This is a genomic window from Oceanicoccus sagamiensis, assembly GCF_002117105.1.
In the GTDB taxonomy this organism is placed as follows: Bacteria; Pseudomonadota; Gammaproteobacteria; order Pseudomonadales; family Dasaniaceae; genus Oceanicoccus; species Oceanicoccus sagamiensis.
Genome location: NZ_CP019343.1, coordinates 2,897,293 through 2,920,936, shown reverse-complemented (window position 1 = coordinate 2,920,936; position 23,644 = coordinate 2,897,293). Strand labels below are relative to the sequence as shown.

Below are 23,644 nucleotides of genomic sequence, written 5' to 3'. Positions count from 1 at the left end.
CTATGGCACTGTTTACTGTTACATCGCCCCACGCTACTGGCCCGCTAAATACTGCACGGGTTATGCAGTTAGTGTTGCTGGCCACTATCCCCGGAGTACTGGCGCTAAGCTGGCACTTTGGCTGGGGTGTATTAGTCAATATCGTGTTTGCCTGCATCGTGGCTTTGGGCGCTGAAGCCTTAGCATTAAAACTGCGTAAACGTCCTCTGGGTTTTTATCTGGGTGATTACAGCGCACTGGTTACCGCCGTCTTACTGGCTATTGCTATGCCGGCCTACTCCCCCTGGTGGCTGATTGTTGTCGGCGTTGGCTTTTCAATTTTAATTGCCAAGCACCTCTATGGCGGTATGGGTTATAACCCCTTTAACCCGGCTATGGTGGGCTATGTGGTACTGCTGATCTCCTTCCCGGTAGAAATGACAACCTGGGCAGCACCAAGGCAGGCCTTTGCCGGTGAGATGCCGGGCTTATTAGACGCTATCAATGTGTTATTTGCAGGCCGTGAAGCCGTTGCCGCTTTTGCCGTTGATGGCATTACCATGGCCACACCGTTAGATATTCTTAAACAAAATAATTCACTGCTGGTTGAAGACCTGTGGGCGCAATCTCCCCAGTTTGGTCAATGGGCCGGGCTGGGCTGGGAATGGGCCAATCTTGGTTTTCTGGCAGGTGGTTTATTTTTATTATCACAGCGGGTATTTACCTGGCATGCGCCTATTAGCATGCTGATATCGCTGACCCTTATCTCGGCGCTATTTTATGATGGCGGCAGCTCTGCTTCCGGCGGCTCACCGCTATTTCATTTGCTCAGTGGCGCTACTATGTTTGGTGCCTTCTTTATTGTTACTGACCCAGTCACCTCGGCGGTATCGGTCAAAGGTAAAATTATTTATGGTGCACTGATCGGCGTACTGCTGTATTTAATTCGTGTCTGGGGTAATTATCCCGATGCTATCGCCTTCTCAGTCTTACTGATGAACTTTGCTGCGCCCCTATTAGATTACTATACGCAGCCAAGAACCTATGGCCACCAACCTTCCAGCAAAGAGGGAGGCGAATAATGTTAGGTGAATCGATAGGCCGCAACTCACTGCTATTAGGTTTCTTTGCCATTTTAAGTACCGCTATTATTGCCGGTACCTATCTGGGCTCCCAGGATATTATTCGCGAGAATATTCGCCAGGCAGAAGAACGGGCCCTATTGGAAATTGTGCCCAAATCACGCCATAACAATTCTATGCTGGAAGATGCTCACGGTATTAGTGACAGTGATATGCTGGGGCTGCGCTCAGAGAAAAAATACTATATCGCCCGCCAGGATGGTGAAGCTGTTGCGGTGATTTTCCCCGCCACCGCCAGAGAAGGCTATACCGGCGATATTGATATGATTATTGGTATAAATGTCGATGGCACTATTGCTGGTGCAAGGGTGTTATCCCACCGTGAAACACCGGGCCTGGGTGATGGCATTGATCGTAAAAAAAGCGCATGGATTGATGGCTTTATCAATAAGTCGCTACTGAACCCTACCGTTGAATTATGGAAGGTTAAAAAAGATAAGGGCGTATTTGATCAGTTTACCGGGGCAACGATTACACCCCGTGCTGTGACTCAAACTGTATTGCAAACCCTGCAATATTTTAATCAGCACCAGCACGATATCCTAAAGCAGCCAATCACTGCGCATACCGAGGGGCAGCAATAATGAGTGAGGTAGATTATAAAGAACTCTCGCTTAATGGTTTGTGGAAAAACAATCCCGCCATTGTTCAACTATTAGGTCTATGCCCATTACTGGCGGTTACCGGTTCGGTTATTAATGCAATCGGTATGGCTTTGGCGACCATGATGGTGCTAATTATTTCAAATTCCTGCGTCTCGTTAATCCGCGGTATTGTCTCCGACGCAGTGCGACTGCCCGCCTTTGTTATGATTATTGCGGCGGCGGTTACCTGTATTGAACTATTAATGCAGGCTTATACCTATGAACTATTTCAAATCCTCGGTATTTTTCTACCACTGATTACCACCAACTGCGTGATTCTGGGCCGCGCCGATGCCTATGCCTCAAAAAACTCCCTGCTACCAGCCATGTATGACGGCTTTATTATGGGTGTTGGCTTTGCAGTTATTTTAATTGCCTTAGGTGCCATGAGAGAACTGATTGGTACCGGTGCTTTATTTAATAATATGGATTTATTATTTGGTGAGGCAGCCGCCAACTGGAAGATTGTTGTGTTCTCTGATTACAAACAATTCTTATTAGCTATCCTACCCCCTGGCGCCTTTATTTTTACCGGCTTAATTATTGCTGTTAAAAACCTGATTGATAGCCAGATCAAACAGCGTCAGGATGCGCTAAAAGAAAAACCTGCAACGGGCTCCAAGCGGGTTCGTGTTACTGGCAATATCTCTTAAGCTCTTCGCCGTTATTCCTGCACCGATGCATTACTGGCCGGAACAAACGCTCTAGACCGTAGGGTGGATTATAATCCACCGGTTTTGGCTACTCCCGGCTGGGCCTGATGGATTATAATCCACCCTACAATATCTGGGCATTGAACACTCTTTCTGGTTTAAACATCCGGCGCTACAATAAATCTGGCCTTAATGAAGACATTTATTCCGGGCAGCAATGTGCACAGGTAGAAATAACCGGCATCTTTTCTTATTAAAAATATCTATTCCCTCTTCTCTTTTGGCCTTATATCCGCCATTTTTTCTAGCACTGAAAAAGCAAAATATTGCCACTGCTATAACTTTTTGTGACATTGGTCACAGAAACACCTAGGTTTTAATAGCCTAAAACTTAGGCACTCACTCTTTTTAGAGTATTTCTGAACATAGGTTGAAGTACCTACACTATCCACTATCTTCAGTGTATAACTTGTAACCAATATTTCGATAAGTCGAACTAGCAACAACGGATACTTCACTTAGAAGAACAACGGATTAAAACAACCTGGGAGAGTTTCTCATGACTATAATCAGAACGATAAGCTTTATTATTCTAACCATGCTGCTAAGCCAAGGCGCCTTGGCTGGTGGCGATGCCATGTTTGAAAAAGGTCTCGCGGCCTATCAAAAACAAGATATTTCTAAAGCCGTCAAGCATTGGAAAAAGGCCGCCAAACGTGAAAATATTTCAGCAATGTATAGCCTGGGCTTATTAAATGACCAAGGAAAATATATTAAGCAAGACCTAAAAGAAGCTGAAAAATGGTATTCACGGGCCGCCAAAAAAGGCGCGCCGCAAGCGCAGTATCAACTCGGTAAATTGCTGGCAAAAAAAGGGGATTATGATGGCGCTGCAACCTGGTACGGACGCTCAGCCAAAGCTGACTATGCCAGAGCACAGTATGAATACGCCCTACTTATTGAAGCGGGAAAAGGTCTGACAAAAAATGCCGAGAAGGCTGAGTACTGGCTTAACAAAGCTGGGAATAACGGCTCTGCCCCTGCGCAATTTAAATTAGTCTTAATGTATATGAAAGGTGAAGGCGTAGAGCAAAACAATGAAAAAGCATTTACCTGGGCCAAAGCGTCTTCGGCTTCCGGTGATGCCAATGCTAAATATTTACTGGGCTATATGTACTACTCAGGTACCGGCACGGTACAGAGTAATGAGATGGCGGTTATCTGGCTGGAGGATGCTCTGGTATCCGGTCAAGCCAAAGCGCAGCAACTATTAGATATTATTGCTAAGGAAGGGGACCAGCAGGTTTCTTCTTTATAGACAATCTTTAGCAAGCAAGACTCCCCCACACTGCCAGCCTATTGCTGGCTTTTTTGTGCCCGGTATTTTAAGCGCGCTGTTGATTTCTCTGCTTATTTCGCTCATTTAATTGCTTCATAAAGAGTTGCAACTCAGCTTCGGCCCAGTCTTGGGCTTCCTGTTCTGTACTAAAGCCATCCTGAGCTTTGCTGACTGTAGTCGTTTTGGCGGTCACCTTTCTATGGATTTCCGCTTTCCAACTACCGTTATCTTCCAGCACCTGTGTACTGAATTTTTTTGTTTTGGACATGGTATTTACCTATAAAACGCAGCAAAGCAATAGCTGCGTTATTGTTAAGAATAGCTGCCGGAGCAGAAAAATTTAAAGTACGGCCTTAGGGTAAGAGCCCAGTACTTTTAATACGCGAGAGTGGTCACCAAGGCCTTCCAGTATACCGGCAATATTGTCGTCGTCTTTATGGCCTTCAAACTCTATAAAAAAGACATAGGCCCAGGTATCAGTGCGCGAGGGACGCGTATCGATACGTGTCAGGCTAACACCTGAACTCTGGAAGGGTTCCAGCAGTTTTAACAGTGCGCCCGGCTTATTGTTGGCTTCAACAATTAATGAGGTTTTATCACTGCCACTGGGGGCAACTTCTTCATTACCAATAATTAAAAAGCGTGTGGTGTTATTGGCAAAGTCTTCAATGCTTTTGGCAATTTTCATAAGGCCATACTGCTCGGCAGCAATATCACCGGCTACTGCCGCGATAGAAGCATCATCTTTGGCCATTTTTGCCGCTTCAGCATTGCTGGCAACCGCAATACGATCAACGCCGGGCCAGTTATTATCCAACCAGTTACGGGCCTGCGCTAACGCTTGCTGATGGGCGCAAATCGTTTTGATGGTATCAGAGCTGGCGTTTTCATTGGCCAGTAAATGTAGCTGGATACGCAGCTCTACTTCACCACAAATTTTCAGCGGTGAATCCATAAAATTATCGAGAGTATGGCTCACCATACCTTCGGTAGAGTTTTCTACTGGTACTACGCCGTAGTTGCACTGCCCTGACTCCACCTGTGAAAACACCGTGGCAATACTGGGCTGGGGCAGACTAATCACCGACTGACCGAAATGCTTAATGGTAGCCGCCTGGGTAAAGGTACCCTCTGGGCCGAAATAGGCCACTTCCATGGGTTTTTCCAAGGCCAAACACGCCGACATAATTTCACGGAAGATGCGGGCAACGGTTTTACCTTCCAGTGGCCCGCTATTACGATCAATCACTTTACGCAGCACCTGAGCTTCCCGCTCAGGGCGATAGAACATAACCCGAGATAAATCCCCTTCACCATTTTCAGCACCAAATTCTCGCAACTTGGTTTCTGCTACGCGCTCAGCACACTCTGCGCGCTGATTAAGTAGTTGGTGAATCTGCGTATCGATAGTATCGATTTCCTGACGCAGCTGGTCTAAGTCCTTATTCTCTGACATGGCGTTTAGGCTCTTGATTCAAAGTCTTTCATAAAGTCGATCAGGGCATCGACAGCCGCTTCCGGTACCGCGTTATAAATACTCGCGCGCATACCACCGACACTGCGATGACCTTTAAGGTTTAGCATACCGGCTTGTTCTGATTCCGCCAAAAACTGCTTATCCAAATCGGCGTTAGCCAGAGTGAAGGGGACATTCATTAATGAACGACTGGCCACTTCAACCGGGTTGGCGTAAAAGTCGCTGGTATCAATAAAGTGATATAATTTATCCGCTTTACGACAATTAATGGTTTCGATCGCGGCCAAACCACCCTGATCTTTTAACCACTGGAACACCAAACCAGCCAGATACATACCGTAAGTCGGCGGAGTGTTATACATGGAGTCATTATCAGCCGCGGTCTGGTAATCCAACATGGTTGGGCAATGGGAGCTGGACTTGCCTAATAAATCCTTGCGAACAATCGCAATGGTTAGGCCAGCTGGGCCAATATTCTTTTGCGCACCGGCATAGATAACACCAAACTGATTCACATCAATGGGGCGCGATAAAATGGTTGAAGACATATCGGCCACTAACGGCACATCAACTTCCGGCGTCCACATAAATTCAACACCACCAATCGTTTCGTTAGGGGTGTAGTGTAAATAGGCGGCATCTTTATTTAGGTTCCAGCTATCAAAAGCAGGGATGGAGGTAAAGTTGCTATCTTCTGAGCTGGCCACCACGTTAACATCGGCAAAGCGCTTGGCTTCTTTGATGGCTTTTTTAGACCACTGCCCGGTATTAACATAATCGGCGGCGGTTTTATCGCCCAATAAGTTCAGCGGCACAGAGGCAAACTGTGTGCTGGCCCCACCTTGTAAAAACAATACTGCGTAATCATTAGAAATATCTAATAACTCACGAAAATCCGCTTCGGCTTTTTCAGCTATTGCCACAATCTCGGGTGAACGGTGGCTCATTTCCATAATCGATAAACCAGCACTCTGGTAATCAACCAGCTCAGCGGCGGCTTGTTGTAAAACAGCTTCAGGTAATGCAGCAGGGCCTGCACAAAAATTATATTTACGGGACATTCAATCAACCTCTTTTAAAAACAGAACGTCAGGCCTGAACCTTAGGAAAAGGTGCCTGACGTTACTGGAACTATTGCTAGAATAAAGCCTTAATACTTTATTCTTCTGGCGAGCTTTCACCGGCATCACTAGCAGGGCTGGCACTTACTTCCCCAGATTCAGCGTCTTCTTCTATAATAGCGACTTCATCAGGCTCGTCGATACGCTCAACACCCACCACATGCTCACCTTCTTTCAAGCGAATAACGCGCACGCCCTGGGTATTACGACCCAGCACTGAAATCTCATCAGTACGGGTACGCACCATAGTGCCTTGGTCAGAGATCATCATCAGTTCATCGCCATCAAACACCTGTACCGCACCGACGATATCGCCGTTACGCTCAGAAGCCTGCATAAAGATCATACCCTTGTTACCACGGCCTTTAGTAGCAAACTCGGTAAACTCGGTGCGCTTACCATAGCCATTAACAGAGACTGATAGCATCCGACCACCGTCTTTGGGCACTAGCAAGGAAATCATTTTCTGACCGTCTTCAAGGCGAATACCACGAACACCTTTGGCGGTACGGCCCATAGCACGCACATCGTTTTCGTTAAAGCGCACCGCTTTACCCGCGGAGCTAAACAGCATCACATCGCAATCACCGGTGGTGACTTCGGTACCGATCAGTACATCGCCTTCTTCCAGTTCCAGTGCACGTAAACCTACGCTACGCTGGCGGGCAAAATCAGTGAGGGCTGTTTTCTTAACGGTACCGTTAGCGGTAGCCATAAAGATATAGTGGCCTTCAGTATATTCACTGACTGGCATAATCGAGGTAATACGCTCACCCTCTTCCAATGGCAATAAATTAACCATTGGACGGCCCCGTGCATTACGTCCGGCCAGAGGAATATGGAAAACTTTGAGCCAATACACTTTGCCCACATTGGAGAAACACAAAATCGTATCGTGGGTACTGGCAATAATCAGATGCTCTACAAAATCTTCATCTTTAACCGCTGTTGCTGACTTACCCATACCGCCGCGACGCTGGGCCTGGTAATCACTAAGGGCCTGAGTTTTGGCGTAACCACCGTTAGAGATAGTCACCACTCGGTCTTCTTCGGTAATCAGGTCTTCTTCGGTCAAATCGCGCTGTGACTCGATAATTTCAGAGCGACGCTCATCACCGTATTCATCAACAACCAGTTGTAGTTCTTCGCGGATAATACCCATTAGCTTAAGGGCATCCGCCAATATGCTTAGGTATTCGGTAATTTCGTCGAGTTTTTCCTGGTATTCCTTTAGCAGTTTTTCATGCTCAAGGCCGGTCAGTTTCTGTAAGCGCATATCGAGAATGGCTTGCACCTGAACCGGTGACAGGTTGTATTTGCCATCGATAAAACCGAAACCTTCCGCCAAATCTTCAGGGCGAGAAGCTGCTGCTTGTAAATCACCCGCTCCGGCACGCTCTAACATACCCATCACTTCGCCGGGTTCCCAGCTTCGGGCAGACAATTTTTCTTTGGCTTCTGCGGTTGTATCGGAGGATTTAATCAATTCGATCATTTCATCGATATTGGAAATCGCCACCGCCAGACCTTCCAGAATATGGCCACGCTCGCGGGCTTTTCTTAACAGGTAAACGGTACGGCGTGTGACCACTTCACGACGGTGCAGTACAAAGTACTCTAACAATTCTTTTAAGTTCAATAAGCGGGGCTGGCCATCAACCAGCGCCACAATATTAATACCGAAGACATTTTCTAACTGGGTTTGAGCGTAGAGGTTGTTCAGGCAGACATCGCCCATTTCGCCGCGCTTCATTTCGATCACTATACGCATACCGTCTTTATCAGACTCATCGCGCAGCTCGGCAATACCTTCGATCTTTTTCTCTTTAACCAGCTCGGCAATTTTTTCAATCAAACGAGCCTTGTTTACCTGATAAGGAATCTCGTTGATGATAATCGTATCTTTGTTGGTTTTTTCGTTGCTAATCACTTCCGCCCGAGCGCGAATATAAATACGGCCTTTGCCGGTGCGGTAGGCCTGCAAGATACCCGCACGACCATTGATAATGGCCGCGGTGGGGAAATCAGGGCCTGGAATATGCTCCATCAATTCGTCGATGGTGATATCGGGGTTGTCGATCAGGGCTAAACAGCCGGTAACGACTTCATTAAGGTTATGTGGCGGGATATTGGTCGCCATACCAACCGCGATACCGGAAGAACCATTCACCAGTAGATTGGGTATTTTGGTGGGCATAACCGCCGGGATCATCTCAGTGCCATCGTAGTTAGGCACCCAATCCACGGTTTCTTTATCAAGATCGGCCAGAATTTCGTGGGCAATCTTACGCATGCGGATTTCGGTATAACGCATAGCCGCCGCTGAATCACCATCGACGGAACCAAAGTTACCCTGTCCGTCTACCAGCATATAGCGCAGCGAAAACGGCTGTGCCATACGAACAATCGTCTCATACACCGCAGAATCACCGTGCGGGTGGTATTTACCAATCACATCGCCGACCACACGGGCTGATTTTTTATAGCCTTTGTTCCAATCGTTATTGAGTTCGCTCATGGCGAATAACACACGACGGTGAACGGGCTTCAAACCATCGCGCACATCGGGCAAGGCTCGGCCGACAATAACGCTCATGGAATAATCAAGATAAGACTGTTTTAGCTCATCTTCGATGTTAACCGGAAGGATTTCATTGCTTGCAATATCGGTTGATTCACCCATAGGGAATGGCATTCCTAATTATTTTGGATTTGATCAGTTTTAAGGCGTTTGTTTGTCATTATTATGCCAGGTGTTACACCAGCAATTATCTATCACTTCCCTGCTGAAAGTGCTGCCTGAACAAGGGCAAAATCATACCATAAATCAATACGATATCGACAGTTCTAATCCGCTTAAATCGCCCTTAAATAGCTTCTTTTTCCAGCCGATAAAGGGCAATTGTCAAGGAATCCGGTTATACTCGCCAGCACACAAAAATCCAGACAATATTTCAGCGTTTCTATGAGCCATCAAACACCTCAAACGATCGATACTTTAATCAGCGCGCGCTGGATTATTCCTGTCAGGCCCGCCAAAACGGTACTGGAAAACCACAGTATCGCTATCGACGGCGGCACTATTATTGCCATCCTGCCGAAAGACGAAGCCATGGCCCGCTTTGATGCCAATTACGGTATCGATCTACCGGAACATGCGCTAACCCCTGGGCTAATCAATGCCCATGGCCATGCCGCCATGAGCCTGTTTCGCGGTATGGCCGATGACCAGCCATTACAAACCTGGCTGGAGGAATTTATCTGGCCGGCCGAGGGCCAATGGGTCAGCGAGGAATTTGTCCGCGATGGCACTCAGCTAGCGGTGGCAGAGATGCTGCGCTCAGGCACAACCACCTTTAGTGATATGTACTTCTTTCCCAATGTGGTGGCAAAAGTTGCCAGCGAAGCCGGTATCAGGGCACAAATTGCCTTCCCGATCTTTAACTTCCCCACCATTTGGGGCCAGGACCCAAGCAACTATATTGAAAAAGGTCTGGCGGTAAGGGACGACTTTAAACACAGTGAGCTGGTTGATGTGGTATTTGGCCCCCATGCTCCCTATACGGTTAGCGATGAAGGCCTACAGAAAGTCAGCATGTTAGCGGCGGAGCTGGATATCAGTATCCATATCCATGTCCATGAAACCCAGCAGGAAGTCGATGACGACCTTAAACTGTATGGCCAGCGCCCTATTGCCCGACTGAACGAGCTCGGCATACTCGGCCCCAAAACCCAGCTAGTGCATATGACTGCACTCACTGAAGAGGATATTGCCATTGTTAAAGCCAGCGGCGCCTCAGTGATTCACTGCCCGCAATCGAACTTAAAACTGGCCAGTGGTTTCTGCCCGGTGAAAGTATTGGCTGAAGACGGTATTACCATTGCGCTGGGTACAGATGGCGCGGCTAGTAACAACGGCCTCGATATGTTTGCAGAAATGCGCACAGCGGCCCTATTGGCTAAGGCGGTTTCAGCGGATGCCTCTGCACTGGCTGATTGGCAGGCTTTGGAGGCCGCAACATTGGGTGGCGCCAAAGCTTTATCCATGGATACGAAACTGGGTTCATTGGAAGTTGGCAAGCAGGCGGATATTATTGCCATAGATTTTAGCGCTATTGAGCTACAGCCGGTTTATGAACCGATCTCCCAATTGGTCTATACCGCCTGCGGCCACCATGTCACCCATAGCTGGATTCACGGGCAACAGGTACTGGCCGACCGACAACCGGCCAATCTGGATATTCCGGAAATCGTCGCAAAAGCTCAAAACTGGCGCGATAAAATTATCACCACCAAACACTGATTAGTAAAAGGTAAGCCAAGTGACAGCCTCAGCCAATGTAGATCCCGCGGAAATCGCCAAGTTTGAAGCCCTGGCCAGCCGCTGGTGGGATAAAAACAGTGAATTTAAACCACTGCATGAGATTAACCCGTTGCGCTCAAACTATATTGACCTGCGCTCACCGGTGGCAGGCAAAACGCTATTGGATGTAGGTTGCGGCGGCGGTATTTTATGTGAAGCCATGGCCCAGCGCGGTGCGACGGTTAGCGGTATTGATATGGGCAAAGCACCTTTATCCGTGGCCAAATTGCACCAACTGGAATCGGGCGTAAAGGTAAATTACCGACAGAGCACCGCCGAAGATTTAGCCGCGGTAGAGGCTGGCCAATACGATATAGTGACCTGCTTGGAAATGCTGGAACATGTGCCTGACCCAGGCTCGGTGATTAAGGCCTGCGCTACCTTGGTACGCCCCGGTGGAGACCTGTATTTTTCTACCATTAACCGCAATCCCAAGTCGTACTTATTTAGTATTATTGGTGCTGAGTATTTATTGAAGCTACTGCCCAAGGGCACCCACGATTACGATAAATTTATTAAGCCTTCTGAGTTGGGGCAATGGGTTCGTGAAGCGGGTTTACAGATGCAGGATATCACAGGGATGACCTATAACCCCCTGAGTAAACACTACCGACTTAACGATGACGATATCGATGTTAATTATTTAGTCCATACCCGCAAACCTCTGTAAGCGACTTTTTTATGACAAGCACCGCACTACAAGCCGTACTCTTTGACCTGGACGGCACGCTCATTGATACCGCGCCAGATTTTGCCGTGGTGGTTAATCTGTTATTAGAGCGCCACGGTAAAGCTGAACTGCCCTATAGCGCTATTCGCGAAACGGTCTCACACGGTGCCAGAGCCCTGATCACTCTGGCGTTTGAGCTGCAAGAAGGCGATGACGGCTTTGAAGCCTTACGACTGGAGTTACTGGAGCTATACGGCCAGCACCTTAGCGTCGAAACCTCGCTATTCCCCGGCATGCATGAATTGTTGCTATGGCTGGAGTCCAACAACATCCCCTGGGGCATTGTCACCAATAAGCCACGCCTCTATGCCGAGCCCATTCTCAGGGACTTGCTATTGAGCGAGCGTTGCAGCGCATTGGTCTGCCCGGATGACGTCACCCATACCAAGCCAGACCCGGAACCACTGTTGCTAGCCTGCGAACACATCGGCTGCGAAGCGCAACAGACGCTCTATATTGGTGATCATCGCCGTGATATAGAGGCTGGAAAAAATGCCGATATGAAAACTATGGCGGTTAACTATGGCTATATAGAAGCGGATGATCCTGCGGAAAACTGGCAGGCGGACTTTTATGTCGATCACGCCGATGAGATTCAGGCCTTATTAATCCAACACTTTTAATCCACCACTGTCCATCGATAACGGTAATCACCATGTCCGACACCCCCCACCTCTATCAAGCCCCTGATGATCTGTTAACAGGCCGTATCATTCTGGTAACCGGTGCCGGCGATGGCATTGGCCGCTGCGCTGCCATTACCTTCGCCGCCTATGGAGCAACGGTGATTCTGGTGGGTAAAACCATCGAGAAACTCGAAGCGGTCTATGACGAAATTGAACATGCCGGCTATCCGCAGGCTGCCATTTACCCTATCCATCTGGGCGGTGCGGTGATGAAAGATTACCACGATCTGCATGACACTCTGGAGCAGGAGTTTGGCCAACTCGATGGTTTATTGCATAACGCCAGTATTTTGGGTGACCGCAAACCGATAGCCCAAACTGATAGTGAAGAATGGCTGGAGGTGATGCAGATTAATGCCAATGCCCCCTTTATGATGACTCAAGCCCTGCTGCCACTGATGGAAAAATCCCCGGACGCTTCGATTATTTTTACCGCTTCCAGTGTTGGCCGCAAAGGACGTGCTTACTGGGGACCTTATGCCATCTCGAAATTCGCCACCGAAGGCCTGATGGAAACACTGGCAGATGAACTCGCCAATACCAGCAATATCCGGGTTAACTCCCTCAACCCCGGTGCAACCAATACCGGGATGCGCCATACCGCCTACCCCGCTGAAGACCCCTCGGTAAATCCCTTACCCAAAGAGATTATGCCCTTATATCTATATTTGATGGGTGCTGATAGCCAGGGCATTAATGGGCAAGCGCTGGATGCCCAACCTAAAAGCTAGCCTAAGGTAGGGTGGATTGTAATCCACCTGTTCCAGCTGCTCTGGGTATGACTCTGGTGGATTACAATCCACCCTACAGTGTTCGGGCCCTGATTTGAGTCGCGCAACCTTCCACAAACCGCTGTACAGACAGCATCAACCAAAGCGGCAAAGCCAGCGGCAGAACTTTGACTGACGGCAATCAAACATTGCCGCTTTTGCCGCCCAAGCCCCCAAACACAACCCTCTTTAATATTTTTTCTCTTATTTATCATAGACTTAATAAGACAGTGTGATTTGTGGCACAGTTTTCGCTATTTAGCCTTTAGTAGACCGTTTCAGGTGTGTTTTGCCATACCTGCCACCGGATAATATGTAGTAATGCTTTGAGGCTTTAGAGTTATGGTAACCACAGTACAAAGTTCAAATACTGTTGCTTTCCCCACCCCGAAATCACCGGGTAACCGGAAACGTACTGAAGCTATTCGTGTTGAACAACATGCCGAATTACGCCTCCAGCTCAGCAATATCCTGCAAACCACACTGGAACTGCCGCTGGTTCTGCAACTATTTTTTGATGAAGTGCAGCGCACCTTATCCATCGACAGCCTGACTTACCGCAACAGCAAACTGACCTCTAATATTGAGCTTGGCATAGGCGCCCGCCATAACTGCCACTACAAACTGGTCACCAATAAAGACTCACTGGGTGAGGTGGCCTTTAGCCGCGGCAAACGCTTTAGTGAAAAAGAATTACAGTTACTGGAAATGCTGATTGGCTGCCTGATCTGCCCTATCCGCAATTCCCTGATGTACCGTGAAGCCGTGCAAAGTGCACTGCGGGACCCGCTTACAGGTTCCGGCAACCGTATGGCACTGGAAAATACGCTTGAACGCGAAGTGGCGCTGGCCAAACGTCATAACCAGGCGCTATCGGTACTGGTTGTTGATATTGATAAATTTAAAACTATTAATGACAACTATGGCCATACTGCCGGTGATTATGTACTGAAAGATGTCGCGCATATTTTGACACTTTGCAGCCGCGAAACCGATGCAGCCTACCGCGCTTATCGTTTTGGTGGTGAGGAATTTGTGTTAATTCTTAACAATACTGAAGCCAATGGCTCCGCGGTTGTGGCAGAACGTATTCGTCAATATATTGAAAATATGACCACCACCTTTGAAGAGAACTCGCTCAATGTAACGGTGAGTGTCGGTGTTGCCACGCTGGAAGACGAAGATGATATGGCGACGCTATTTAGCCGTGCCGATAAGGCGCTCTACCAGGCCAAGCGTGAAGGCAGAAACCGGGTGGTTAACGCCTAGCCGTTAACCCTTAGGCCTGACTGCCGTTCTTCTAACAATTTCCTTGTAAAAAGCGACGCCCTGAGTTTCCGGGTCGATCTCGCAGGTATGCTGTTTTTCATCGTAAAGCATCGGTGTACCCACATAGCTATCCAACTTAATCAGATATCTATTATCCGTTTCATTAAAGCGGCTGGAATGCTCATTGAGCACTAGCTGCACCAGATTTTTATTTCTGGAACGGGCTTCATTCATGCATAAATCGACCGCATCACCAAAGTTAAAATGCACACTGTAATAGGCGTCCAGCGGATTGACTTCGGCAGCGTCGGCAGTTTCATTGCCTGCTTGTTTCTGGGTGGTGGATGCTGATAAAGCAGCGGCAGTAGCGGCATCGTCTTTATCAACAGAAGGAGAAAAATACAGAAAATACACCGCTAAAAAAACACTGTTAACCACTAACAGCGTAGCGAGAGTAATGATGATCAGTTTTTTCTTCTCTGACATAAGCTACATCTAACAGATAGTGTGAACTTAGCGTCGGCCTCGTGTGGGACGTTTAATACCACGATTTTTACGCTGCATACGCTCCATGGTTTCCAACTCTTTGGGTAGAATTTTTACCGGCTTGGGCGCATCCATGGACACCATTTTGTAAAGCTCTTGCATATCCTTATAGTTCATCTCTTCCCACTGCCCCTGCTTAAGCTTGGGGGGTAAAAAGACTTTACCAAAGCGCACCCGCTTTAAGCGGCTGACCTGAACCTCCTGGGATTCCCACAGGCGGCGTACTTCTCGGTTGCGACCTTCCATTAAGGCAACATAGAACCAGCGGTTGGCGCCTTCACCGCCACCATCGACAATATCGGTAAACTTGGCCACACCGTCATCCAGCAAAATGCCATCCATCATCCGCTGTAACATCGCCTCATCCACATTGCCTAACACACGGCATAAGTACTCGCGGTCAATTTCTGATGAGGGGTGCATTAGTGCATTGGCCAACTCACCATCGGTGGTAAACAATAATAAGCCGGTGGTATTAAAATCGAGACGGCCCACTGCAATCCAGCGACCATCTTTGACTTTAGGTAGACGGTCAAAAACGGTTTTGCGGCCTTCAGGGTCATTGCGGGAACAAATTTCACCTTCGGGCTTGTTGTAGACCAGAACGCGACCGACGTTTTCATCGGTTAGCTTGACCAGGTGGCCATCCACTGAAATCTTATCGCGGCGAGAGGCACGATCACCCAGCCGGGCGATGGTGCCATTAACCTGTACGCGTCCGGCACTGATCACCTTTTCCATCTCACGGCGAGAGCCAACGCCGGCTTGGGCGAGGAGTTTTTGCAGTTTTTCGCCAGCAGGAGAATCAGTCATAACATTTAGCTTTTGTTTACTTTAAAAGGGAATAGCAATTAAGCAGGGATATCGCTTTCATCGCCCGCTTTGGTCTCGTCGATGGACTCGCTATCGCCAGCGTCTGTCTCAACCGCTTCAACGGTATTACTATCATCGTTTGCATGGTCATCCAGCTCATCAATAAATTCCATTTCAACGGTAGCATCGTCAGTATTGGCCGTATCGTCGTTATCTAAATCCGCAGCAGGGCTTTCTTCACTGACCGTATCTTCACCCAGAGTATCTTCAGTACCCGCAGCAACGGCTTCAGGGTCAAGCGTATCAGCCCCTTCAAGGGCTAACTCTTCATTCATGGTATCAAGGTCACGAATTTCAGCCAGCGTCGGTAAATCTTCCAGATTTTTAAGATTAAAATAATCCAGGAAACGCCTTGTAGTCGCATACATGGCAGGGCGACCCGGTACATCTTTATGGCCTACTACACGAACCCACTCACGCTCTAACAGGGTTTTAATAATATTGGAGCTAACCGCAACACCGCGAATATCTTCGATATCACCTCGGGTAATAGGCTGGCGATAAGCGATTAAGGCCAGTGTCTCCAACAGGGCACGAGAATATTTCTGGGGTTTTTCTTCCCATAAACGACCCACCCAAGGGGCAACCGTTTGCACTACCTGAAAGCGAAAACCACTATTCACTTCTTTTAATTCAAAGCCGCGGCCTTCACAGGCGTGTTGAATATCTTCCAACACCGCGCGAATCACATCATTGGCCGGACGCTCTTCCATTTCCTCATCAAACAACTCGGCCATTTGTGCCACGGTCAAGGGTTTTGCCGAAGCCAATAAGGCACCTTCAAGAATATTTTGTAATTGTTTGCTATCGATACTCATGATGATCTTGCTTTAACGTGGATGGGGCCAAAAGGTTCAGACTGAACAATTTCAACCAGTGATTCTTTAATTAATTCCATAACCGCCAGAAAGGTAACCACCACACCCAGGCGGCCTTCTTCAACGGTAAACAGGGATACAAATGGGGTAAAGGAATTATCCGATAACATGGTCAATACCTGCGACATACGCTCACGGGTAGACAGCTTTTCTTTTTGTACCTGATGGCTTTCATACATATCGGCGCGGCGCAGCACTTCACCCAGGGCTAATAGAATTTCTTTCATTTCAACCACCGGCTCCGGGCGTTCCTTTTTAACATCCGGTGGCGCAGCGCTGGCTTCAAAGATTTCACGGCCCAGACGGGGCATCTCGTCAATATCTTCAGCGGCTTGCTTAAAGCGCTCATATTCCTGCAAGCGACGAATCAGCTGTGCCCGCGGATCTTCTTCATCTTCTTCCGCATCGGCAGAACGGGGTAAAAGCATACGGGATTTAATTTCGGCCAGCATCGCCGCCATTAGCAGATATTCCGCCGCCAGCTCAAACTGCATAGAATCCATCATCGCCACATACTGCATATATTGATGGGTGATATTGGCGACATTGATTTCGAGAATATCAATATTCTGGCGCTTGATCAGATAGAGCAACAGATCCAGGGGGCCTTCAAAGGCGTCCAGAAAGACTTCCAGCGCATCGGGGGGAATATATAAATCCTGAGGGATCTCGGTAACAGCCTCACCCTGAACAACAGCAAAAGGCATCTCACCCTGCTGTGAACCACCGCTGCGCAACTCTTTTAAACCCGGTGAGGGCTGATTCTCCGCCGCCGCAGTTTCCGCCACAGCGTCCACCAGCACGGGTTCTTCTGGGGCAAAAGCCTGATCTTCAGGGGCCTTGTCTATTACTAGCTCGTCATCCACGGATTTATTGTTATCTCACTGCTTGGGGTTGTTGGGCTAAAGGGTGCTATTTCAATGGCAGCCATTATATAGGCAATGCTTATCTGATCACAGTAGCCAGACCGATTAATCCACCTCAAAGTGGCTTACGTCACCCTGGCCGCGGCGGATAATTTCCGGGGTATCTTCCACCAGATCAATCACCGAGGTAGGCTCCATACCGCAGTATCCACCATCAATCACCAGATCCAGCTCATGTTCCAGAGTCTGGCGGATCTCATAAGGGTCGGTCATGGGCTGGTCATCTCCCGGCAGCATCATCGTAACACTCATCATAGGCTCATTCAGGCCCGCCAATAGCTCACGGGTGATATTGTTTTCCGGCACCCGCAGGCCAATGGTTTTACGCTTGGGATGCATTAAGCGTTTGGGCACTTCGCTGGTGGCTTTGAGAATAAAGGTATAAGGCCCTGGGGTATGATTTTTAAGCAAGCGGTAGGCGCTATTATCAACCCGGGCATAGTTGCCCAACTCCGATAAATCCCGACAGATCAGGGTAAAGTTGTGCTTGGCATCCAGCTTGCGGATACGGCGGATGGTTTCCAGCGCCCTTTTATCGCCCAAATGGCAGCCCAGAGCATAGCCAGAATCCGTGGGGTAAACCACCACCCCTCCTTTGCGAATAATATCCACCGCCTGGTTAATCAACCGCGATTGCGGGTTATCCGGGTGTATTTGGAAAAACTGACTCATTAACTCACTCCGTCGGGTGGATTATAATCCACCATTATCACCGCTTATGCATCATGATGGATTGTAATCCACCCTACTTGAATACTGACCAAACGGGTTGGCAACTCTTGGGCAAAACGCCTGCCTGCCCTAACTCATTCCATGGCATGCCGGGGCGGTGGAAATCACTGCCAATGGATGCCGCCAAGTCAAACTGCTCGGTTAGTTGTGCCAGGTACTGGGTGCGGTCTTTGGGCTGTTTGCCACTAATCACCTCAATAGCGGCGCCACCTTGTGCTTTAAAATCTGTCACCAGGGCCCGCAGTTTAGTGGCTGTCATTTTATAATGTAAGGGGTGGGCCAAAACCGCGACCCCACCGCTATCATTAATCCACTGGATAACCTTGGCCATCTCCGGCCAGCTGGATTTTACATCGCCAATTTTGCCAGCGCCCAGATAACGCTTAAAAGCCTCTTTCTCCGAGCTAACATGCCCTCGCTCAACCAGAAATTGAGCAAAATGCGGGCGGCCAATTTGGCTGTCACCGGCCAATTGCGCAACAAAGGCATACCCCCCCTCAAAGCCTTGTTTAGCCAGCTTATCGCCGATCAATACCGCCCGATCAAGGCGCGACTGCTGCTGTTCGGCCAGACCCTGTTGCAGGAGCTGGTTATCAATATTGATATTCAGGCCTACTACATGAATCAAACGTCGCCCCCAGAGGCAGGACAACTCCACCCCGGCGATTAACTGCATCGTATCGTCCTGCCACTGCTCCCGCACAGACTGATAGCCACTGACCGTATCGTGATCAGTAATCGCCATCATCTCAACGCCCTGCTCTCTGGCACGGAGTAATACATCCATTGGGGTCAGGGCGCCATCGGAGGCGGTAGTATGGCTGTGAAAATCAATATTCACCGGTAGATACCTTGCAGTCAGAAAAATAAATCGCCAATTGGAGAAATGGTGGACAACATAGTAACGCAATTTGTGGCATTATTTGCCTCCATTAATGCCTAGCAGCACAATACCAGTGATTAAAGCGTGATTTAATCAGGAGCCGTTTACTCAGTGACCACCGAACCAACACAGCAGCAGCCCAAAAAAGAAAAAAAGCCCAGCATGCTCGCCAATTTGGCCTTTAATATCATTATCCCTACCCTGATTATGACCAAACTCAGCTCCGAGGATTATTTGGGGCCGGTTTACAGTATTGTGGTGGCGCTCAGCTTCCCGATCATCTTTGGAGTCAAAGATTATCTGGAGAACCATAAAGCCAACTTCTTTTCTGCTCTGGGTATCCTGAGTGTGGTATTAACAGGCGGTATTAGCCTGTTACAACTGGACCCGCAATATATTGCGATTAAAGAGGCCGCTATTCCCGCTTGTTTTGGCCTTGCCACCCTATTCTCCGTTCGAACCAAATACCCGCTGGTCAAAACCTTTCTGTTTAATGATCAAATACTGCAAATCGACAAGGTCAAAGCAGCGCTGGAGGCCAACCATAACCAGGATGCCTTTGAGCATAAACTGGTCAATGCCTCGTATATGGTCGCTGGCTCGTTTTTTCTATCATCGGTACTCAATTATATTCTGGCCAAAGTCATCCTGGTCAGCGAGCCGGGCACCGTAGCCTTTACCGAGGAACTCGGCAAAATGACCGCACTTAGCTTCCCCGTTATAGCTCTACCCAGCACCATTGTACTCATGGGCGCGCTGTATTATTTGCTGCACCATATTCAAAAATTAACGCATTTAAAAGCTGAGGAAATATTTAACGAGGCTTAAGCGTCGCACCCCTGATCAGGGTCTATAATAGCAAGATAAAAAACGTATAATTCTTATTAGCAATCAGCACAGCCAGACCAGAAGGAAAACCCAGTGAAAAACCTTGTTCTATGGTTGGCGTTATTCGCCGCCAGCAGCCAACTTTACAGCCAAACCCTTTATGTCAGCGACCAGCTAACGGTGGCAATGCGCAGTGGCCAAAGCAATGAATACCGTATTGTTAAATATCTGGTTAGCGGGACATCACTCACTCAAATTGGGACAAGCGAAGATGGCAGTTACATCCAGGTACGCACCCGCAAAGGTATCGAAGGCTGGGTTCAAAATCAGGACTTAAGCCAACAACCTTCCGGCAGGGCGATGTATAAAACCGCCCAGGGCACGATTGCCAACCTGGAAGGTAAAAATTCAGCGCTTAAACAGCAGCTTAATGAGATCAGCAGCAAGCATGCCAGTACTCAGGATAAACTGACATCGCTTACCAGCAACAACAACGAAGTCAGCAAAGAGCTGGAAAATATTAAAGCGATCTCTGCCAATGCGATTCAACTGAATGAAGACAACCAGCGCTTACTCGAAGAAAATCAAATGTTAAAAAATGAAGTCGAGGTGCTCTCTACGGATAACCAACGTCTGGTAGATAATCAGGAGAGCGATGCTTTTCTGAATGGCGCTTTTGCCGTGTTGATTGGTGTTATGATTACCTTGATTGTCCCCAGAGCATGGCCCAAGAAAAGTACTGATTGGGCATAATGTATTAGTGTGGGTGGGTGGTGGATTATAATCCACCCTACAGTAGGCCGGATTATAATCCGGCATCAGTCATTCAGAAGAACGGGATACAGTAATGAAAAAACAGACGCTCTTATTATTATCTTTAATTTTTTCAGGCTTGGCCTGTATGCCTGTCTTTGCAGCCGATAAGGACAGTACGCCAAAAAATCCAACGGCGATCATCCACACCACCAAAGGTCCAATCACTATTGAGCTATATGCTAAAGAAGCCCCCATCACCGTAGCCAACTTTATTGACTATGCCGAGTCTGGCTTTTACAACGACACGATTTTTCACCGGGTGATTAAACGCTTTATGATTCAAGGCGGTGGCTTTACCAAAGAGATGCAGAGAAAAAACCCCAAGGCGCCTATCGCTAACGAATCCGGCAACGGCCTGCACAACGACCGCTGGACTCTGGCTATGGCAAGAACCAACGACCCCGACAGCGCCACCTCGCAATTTTTTATTAATACCAAAATGAATTCCAGTCTGGATAAAAAAGGCAAAACCCCGGGTTATGCAGTTTTTGCCATTGTTACCGACGGCCAGTATGTGGTTAAAAGCATTGAAAAAACACCGACCATGACATTAGGTAGCTACGCCGATGTGCCGGTTGAACCGGTCTATATCGAACGCGTTGAAATTATTAAGTAACTGAAGCCATTAAGCGGGAATACTGTGAGCCAATCCAAGCCAGCTGATCTTAGCGTTAATCTGAATAAAATCGCCCTGATTAGAAATTCCCGCGATACCACCTACCCCAGCGTTACCCACCATGCGCAAATCTGTATTGATGCAGGCGCCGATGGCATTACCGTTCACCCCCGCCCAGACCAGCGTCATATCCGCGTGGATGACTGCTATGATCTAGCCACGATGTTAAGCGTGGAGTTTAATATTGAGGGCAACCCTTTTGCACCCGCTATGAAGAGCGATCGACCTGGTGTTAGTGATTACCCGGGTTTTATTGATTTAGTGAAAGATATCAAACCGGCTCAATGCACCTTGGTGCCGGATAGCAATGAGCAACTGACCTCTGACCATGGTTTTGATTTAACCCAAAGCGGTGATCAACTGGCCCCTATTATTCAGGAACTGCAAAAGCTGGGGGTCCGTGTCAGTCTATTTATGGACCCGGATTTGCAGCAAATTGAACTGGCCAAACAGGTAGGAGCTGATCGTATTGAGTTATATACGGGGCCCTATGCCGATGCTATTAAGACTAATAACAATGCCGATGCCGTGTTCGAACAGTTTTACCGCGCTGGGGAAAAAGCTCAGGATATTAATATTGGCCTTAATGCAGGTCATGATTTAAATCTGGATAACCTGAGCCGCTTTGCCACTATCCCGCAACTGCTAGAGGTTTCAATTGGCCATGCCATGACTGTCGATGCCATCAGCATGGGGCTGGCCAATGCCGTCAAAGCCTATCAACGCTGCTTAGGTAAGACCTAGCGGTTAACCCAGCCGCCACAGACAGGAAATACCTGACCAACAAAACAGTTGGCGGCATCGCTGCAAAGATAAGCAATAAACGTTGAATCTTCCTCCATCGTCACCAAACGACCCAGCGGGACTTCCCGCTTTAGCCTCTCCTGAAACGCCGGCATTTGCTGTACCTCTTGCGGGAAATAGGTGGGGTTATCGACAAAGTTTTGTGCAATCGCATTAACCTGCACCCCCTCTTTTGCCACCTCCAGAGCCAGCGATTGCGCATAGGCTAACTGCGCACCCCGTGCCGCACTGTATGTGCTGGCACGCTTAATACCTCGCAGGGCCGAAGCACTGCCCACCACCAGTATTTTACCCGCCTGGCGCTCAATCATCTGTGGCAAGACAGCACGACACAGGCGTGGCAAAGGGTCCACCAAATGGGCAAAGGTATGGGCCCACTCCTGATCGCTAGCTTCAATAGCCAATGAGGTCGGTGCCGGTATCGCCAGGCTGGCAATTAATATATCAATATCACCTGCGGCTTCTATCAGCGCGGCAGGCTCATCTTTATCTAGCAGAGAGTGGGTATCAGCAATAACGGTAGCCCCCTGCTCGGTTAAGACCTTACATAAGGTAGGCCCCATAAACACATCGGCATGGGTGATAAAAATACGTTTTCCCGCTAATGGCTGATGGCTCATAATCAATAATTCCTCAATAAAAACAGTAAGCTATCGAACTACAAACGCTGGCTCCATTGGCCGCCATGCTCCAACTCACAGGCTTCTTCCGTATCAAACTTCAGTTGATAAGCCGCATTTTTAACAGGAATAACAGGCTGTAGCTTTTCTTTGATTAATTGCCGTAGATAATGGTCTTTGCCTAGCTCTATCGCCGTTGACAGCTCGGCCTTGCTAGCGAAGACACACACAACCAGCAGGGAACCCGGAAACCTTTTATAATCAACCCGATGGGTAAGCCACTGAAAACCGGCCACCTCAGCCAGAGCTATATCGCAGACATCCGTCAACGCGGCAATAATAGCCTTATCTATTTTCTTATCGGTTTTTTTCATACTTCCAGTACTGCTAGCCTGCTACTTCCAGCCATACAGCCATTGCCTGGAATCTTTTAACGCTCGCCATTCAATAGGGCTTGAGCGCTTGGAGATAACCGCCTCAATCATGCAGTGAACAACGATACCCTCTTCATCAAATTCAACCTCGGTCACGATAAAATGTTTTTCTTTTTTAGCGGGTGATACCGAGGTCCATTTACTGTTTAAGAGTTTTTTAGGGTTAATAGTCTTCAAAAGATTTCGACGGTATATTACTTCATCAGTGCTTCTGTAGCCTTTTTCTTATCAATGGAATCCGCCGCTTTTTCTTTATCGACTGAGTCATACGCCTTCTTATAGTCGACCTTATCACCCTCGACAGCGTCTTTTAATTTGGCCCCATCAACAGAGCCAGCAGCTTTTTCTTTGTCGACAGAGTCAGCCAACTTACCGTAATCAACCGCGGAGGCCAGAGCAGGAAAATATAAGGCGATGGCAATTAATAACATAAACTTTTTCATGGCAGGTCGTCC

The 23,644-nt window shown here is 48.2% G+C and carries 27 protein-coding genes; 13 read left to right on the top strand and 14 right to left on the bottom strand.

Annotated elements, in window-relative coordinates:
• Window positions 1-2: 2 nt before the first annotated feature.
• The 4 genes from rsxD to BST96_RS13475 all read left to right on the top strand — a co-directional run bounded on the left by rsxD (window position 3) and on the right by BST96_RS13475 (window position 3,736).
• Window positions 3-1,061, top strand: a complete 1,059-nt coding sequence (gene rsxD, locus BST96_RS13490; protein WP_085759210.1) for an electron transport complex subunit RsxD — start codon at window positions 3-5, stop codon at window positions 1,059-1,061.
• Complete coding sequence (gene rsxG / locus BST96_RS13485; protein WP_085759209.1) at window positions 1,061-1,705, top strand: electron transport complex subunit RsxG; 645 nt, start codon at window positions 1,061-1,063, stop codon at window positions 1,703-1,705. The genes rsxD and rsxG overlap by 1 nt, the downstream gene beginning before the upstream one ends.
• Window positions 1,705-2,418: an electron transport complex subunit E gene (locus BST96_RS13480; RefSeq protein ID WP_085759208.1), complete on the top strand. Its 714-nt coding sequence runs from the start codon at window positions 1,705-1,707 to the stop codon at window positions 2,416-2,418. The genes rsxG and BST96_RS13480 overlap by 1 nt, the downstream gene beginning before the upstream one ends.
• Window positions 2,419-2,977: 559 nt before the next feature.
• On the top strand, window positions 2,978-3,736 hold the full coding sequence (locus tag BST96_RS13475) for a tetratricopeptide repeat protein (RefSeq protein WP_085759207.1): 759 nt from the start codon (window positions 2,978-2,980) through the stop codon (window positions 3,734-3,736).
• Window positions 3,737-3,803: 67 nt separating this feature from the next.
• Here the strand turns inward: BST96_RS13475 and BST96_RS13470 are convergent, their stop codons facing one another.
• The 4 genes from BST96_RS13470 to gyrA form a co-directional block, all read right to left on the bottom strand.
• Window positions 3,804-4,025 carry a DUF3622 domain-containing protein gene (locus BST96_RS13470; RefSeq protein WP_085759206.1) on the bottom strand — a complete coding sequence of 74 codons (222 nt, stop codon included), beginning with the start codon at window positions 4,023-4,025 and terminating at the stop codon, window positions 3,804-3,806.
• A gap of 72 nt (window positions 4,026-4,097) precedes the next feature.
• Window positions 4,098-5,213, bottom strand: a complete 1,116-nt coding sequence (pheA, locus tag BST96_RS13465; protein WP_085759205.1) for a prephenate dehydratase — start codon at window positions 5,211-5,213, stop codon at window positions 4,098-4,100.
• A 5-nt stretch (window positions 5,214-5,218) separates the two neighbouring features.
• The gene (gene serC / locus BST96_RS13460; protein WP_085759204.1) at window positions 5,219-6,295 is read right to left on the bottom strand and encodes a 3-phosphoserine/phosphohydroxythreonine transaminase; all 1,077 of its coding nucleotides are present in this window, start codon (window positions 6,293-6,295) and stop codon (window positions 5,219-5,221) included.
• A gap of 97 nt (window positions 6,296-6,392) precedes the next feature.
• A complete protein-coding gene (gyrA, locus tag BST96_RS13455; protein WP_085759203.1) occupies window positions 6,393-9,038 on the bottom strand; it encodes a DNA gyrase subunit A in 2,646 nt (881 codons plus the stop codon).
• Between the two features lie 282 nt (window positions 9,039-9,320).
• Between gyrA and BST96_RS13450 the strand changes: the two genes are divergently transcribed.
• The 5 genes from BST96_RS13450 (at window position 9,321) to BST96_RS13430 (ending at window position 14,173) form a co-directional block, all read left to right on the top strand.
• Window positions 9,321-10,658 (top strand): TRZ/ATZ family hydrolase, encoded by a 1,338-nt coding sequence (locus tag BST96_RS13450; protein ID WP_085759202.1) that lies wholly within the window; start codon window positions 9,321-9,323, stop codon window positions 10,656-10,658.
• Window positions 10,659-10,677: 19 nt separating this feature from the next.
• A complete protein-coding gene (gene ubiG / locus BST96_RS13445) occupies window positions 10,678-11,388 on the top strand; it encodes a bifunctional 2-polyprenyl-6-hydroxyphenol methylase/3-demethylubiquinol 3-O-methyltransferase UbiG (RefSeq protein WP_085759201.1) in 711 nt (236 codons plus the stop codon).
• 11 nt (window positions 11,389-11,399) lie between these two features.
• Entirely contained in the window at window positions 11,400-12,071 is a 672-nt protein-coding gene (locus BST96_RS13440; protein ID WP_085759200.1) for an HAD-IA family hydrolase, read from the top strand.
• Window positions 12,072-12,103: 32 nt separating this feature from the next.
• A complete protein-coding gene (locus tag BST96_RS13435; RefSeq protein ID WP_085759199.1) occupies window positions 12,104-12,865 on the top strand; it encodes a YciK family oxidoreductase in 762 nt (253 codons plus the stop codon).
• Window positions 12,866-13,246: 381 nt separating this feature from the next.
• Window positions 13,247-14,173, top strand: coding sequence for a GGDEF domain-containing protein (locus BST96_RS13430; protein ID WP_085759198.1), 927 nt, complete (start codon window positions 13,247-13,249; stop codon window positions 14,171-14,173).
• A 3-nt stretch (window positions 14,174-14,176) separates the two neighbouring features.
• On the opposite strand, the gene BST96_RS13425 is transcribed toward BST96_RS13430, so the two are convergent.
• The 6 genes from BST96_RS13425 to BST96_RS13400 form a co-directional block, all read right to left on the bottom strand.
• Complete coding sequence (locus BST96_RS13425; protein ID WP_085759197.1) at window positions 14,177-14,659, bottom strand: hypothetical protein; 483 nt, start codon at window positions 14,657-14,659, stop codon at window positions 14,177-14,179.
• A gap of 27 nt (window positions 14,660-14,686) precedes the next feature.
• Entirely contained in the window at window positions 14,687-15,532 is an 846-nt protein-coding gene (gene rluB, locus BST96_RS13420) for a 23S rRNA pseudouridine(2605) synthase RluB (protein ID WP_085759196.1), read from the bottom strand.
• 38 nt (window positions 15,533-15,570) lie between these two features.
• On the bottom strand, window positions 15,571-16,410 hold the full coding sequence (gene scpB / locus BST96_RS13415; RefSeq protein ID WP_085759195.1) for an SMC-Scp complex subunit ScpB: 840 nt from the start codon (window positions 16,408-16,410) through the stop codon (window positions 15,571-15,573).
• Window positions 16,407-17,207, bottom strand: a complete 801-nt coding sequence (locus BST96_RS13410; RefSeq protein ID WP_240554944.1) for a segregation and condensation protein A — start codon at window positions 17,205-17,207, stop codon at window positions 16,407-16,409. Before BST96_RS13410 ends, scpB begins: the two co-directional genes overlap by 4 nt.
• Before the next feature lie 234 nt (window positions 17,208-17,441).
• The gene (locus BST96_RS13405; protein WP_085759194.1) at window positions 17,442-18,068 is read right to left on the bottom strand and encodes an L-threonylcarbamoyladenylate synthase; all 627 of its coding nucleotides are present in this window, start codon (window positions 18,066-18,068) and stop codon (window positions 17,442-17,444) included.
• Between the two features lie 73 nt (window positions 18,069-18,141).
• Window positions 18,142-18,969, bottom strand: coding sequence for a PHP domain-containing protein (locus BST96_RS13400; RefSeq protein ID WP_085759193.1), 828 nt, complete (start codon window positions 18,967-18,969; stop codon window positions 18,142-18,144).
• Window positions 18,970-19,173: 204 nt separating this feature from the next.
• Here BST96_RS13400 and BST96_RS13395 point away from each other — a divergent pair, with 204 nt between their 5' ends.
• The 4 genes from BST96_RS13395 to BST96_RS13380 all read left to right on the top strand — a co-directional run bounded on the left by BST96_RS13395 (window position 19,174) and on the right by BST96_RS13380 (window position 22,075).
• Window positions 19,174-19,839 (top strand): VC0807 family protein, encoded by a 666-nt coding sequence (locus BST96_RS13395; RefSeq protein ID WP_085760537.1) that lies wholly within the window; start codon window positions 19,174-19,176, stop codon window positions 19,837-19,839.
• Between the two features lie 93 nt (window positions 19,840-19,932).
• Window positions 19,933-20,592, top strand: coding sequence for a TIGR04211 family SH3 domain-containing protein (locus BST96_RS13390; protein ID WP_085759192.1), 660 nt, complete (start codon window positions 19,933-19,935; stop codon window positions 20,590-20,592).
• Window positions 20,593-20,686: 94 nt separating this feature from the next.
• Complete coding sequence (locus BST96_RS13385) at window positions 20,687-21,271, top strand: peptidylprolyl isomerase (protein ID WP_085759191.1); 585 nt, start codon at window positions 20,687-20,689, stop codon at window positions 21,269-21,271.
• Window positions 21,272-21,295: 24 nt separating this feature from the next.
• Window positions 21,296-22,075 carry a pyridoxine 5'-phosphate synthase gene (locus BST96_RS13380; RefSeq protein ID WP_085759190.1) on the top strand — a complete coding sequence of 260 codons (780 nt, stop codon included), beginning with the start codon at window positions 21,296-21,298 and terminating at the stop codon, window positions 22,073-22,075.
• Here the strand turns inward: BST96_RS13380 and BST96_RS13375 are convergent.
• The 4 genes from BST96_RS13375 to BST96_RS13360 are packed head-to-tail and all read right to left on the bottom strand — an operon-like array spanning window position 22,072 to window position 23,632.
• Window positions 22,072-22,755 carry an SDR family oxidoreductase gene (locus BST96_RS13375; protein ID WP_085759189.1) on the bottom strand — a complete coding sequence of 228 codons (684 nt, stop codon included), beginning with the start codon at window positions 22,753-22,755 and terminating at the stop codon, window positions 22,072-22,074. The genes BST96_RS13380 and BST96_RS13375 overlap by 4 nt on opposite strands.
• A gap of 38 nt (window positions 22,756-22,793) precedes the next feature.
• Window positions 22,794-23,129: a Fis family transcriptional regulator gene (locus BST96_RS13370; protein WP_085759188.1), complete on the bottom strand. Its 336-nt coding sequence runs from the start codon at window positions 23,127-23,129 to the stop codon at window positions 22,794-22,796.
• Window positions 23,130-23,150: 21 nt separating this feature from the next.
• Window positions 23,151-23,366 carry a TIGR02450 family Trp-rich protein gene (locus tag BST96_RS13365; RefSeq protein ID WP_085759187.1) on the bottom strand — a complete coding sequence of 72 codons (216 nt, stop codon included), beginning with the start codon at window positions 23,364-23,366 and terminating at the stop codon, window positions 23,151-23,153.
• 17 nt (window positions 23,367-23,383) lie between these two features.
• The gene (locus tag BST96_RS13360; protein WP_085759186.1) at window positions 23,384-23,632 is read right to left on the bottom strand and encodes a hypothetical protein; all 249 of its coding nucleotides are present in this window, start codon (window positions 23,630-23,632) and stop codon (window positions 23,384-23,386) included.
• Window positions 23,633-23,644 lie beyond the last annotated feature (12 nt).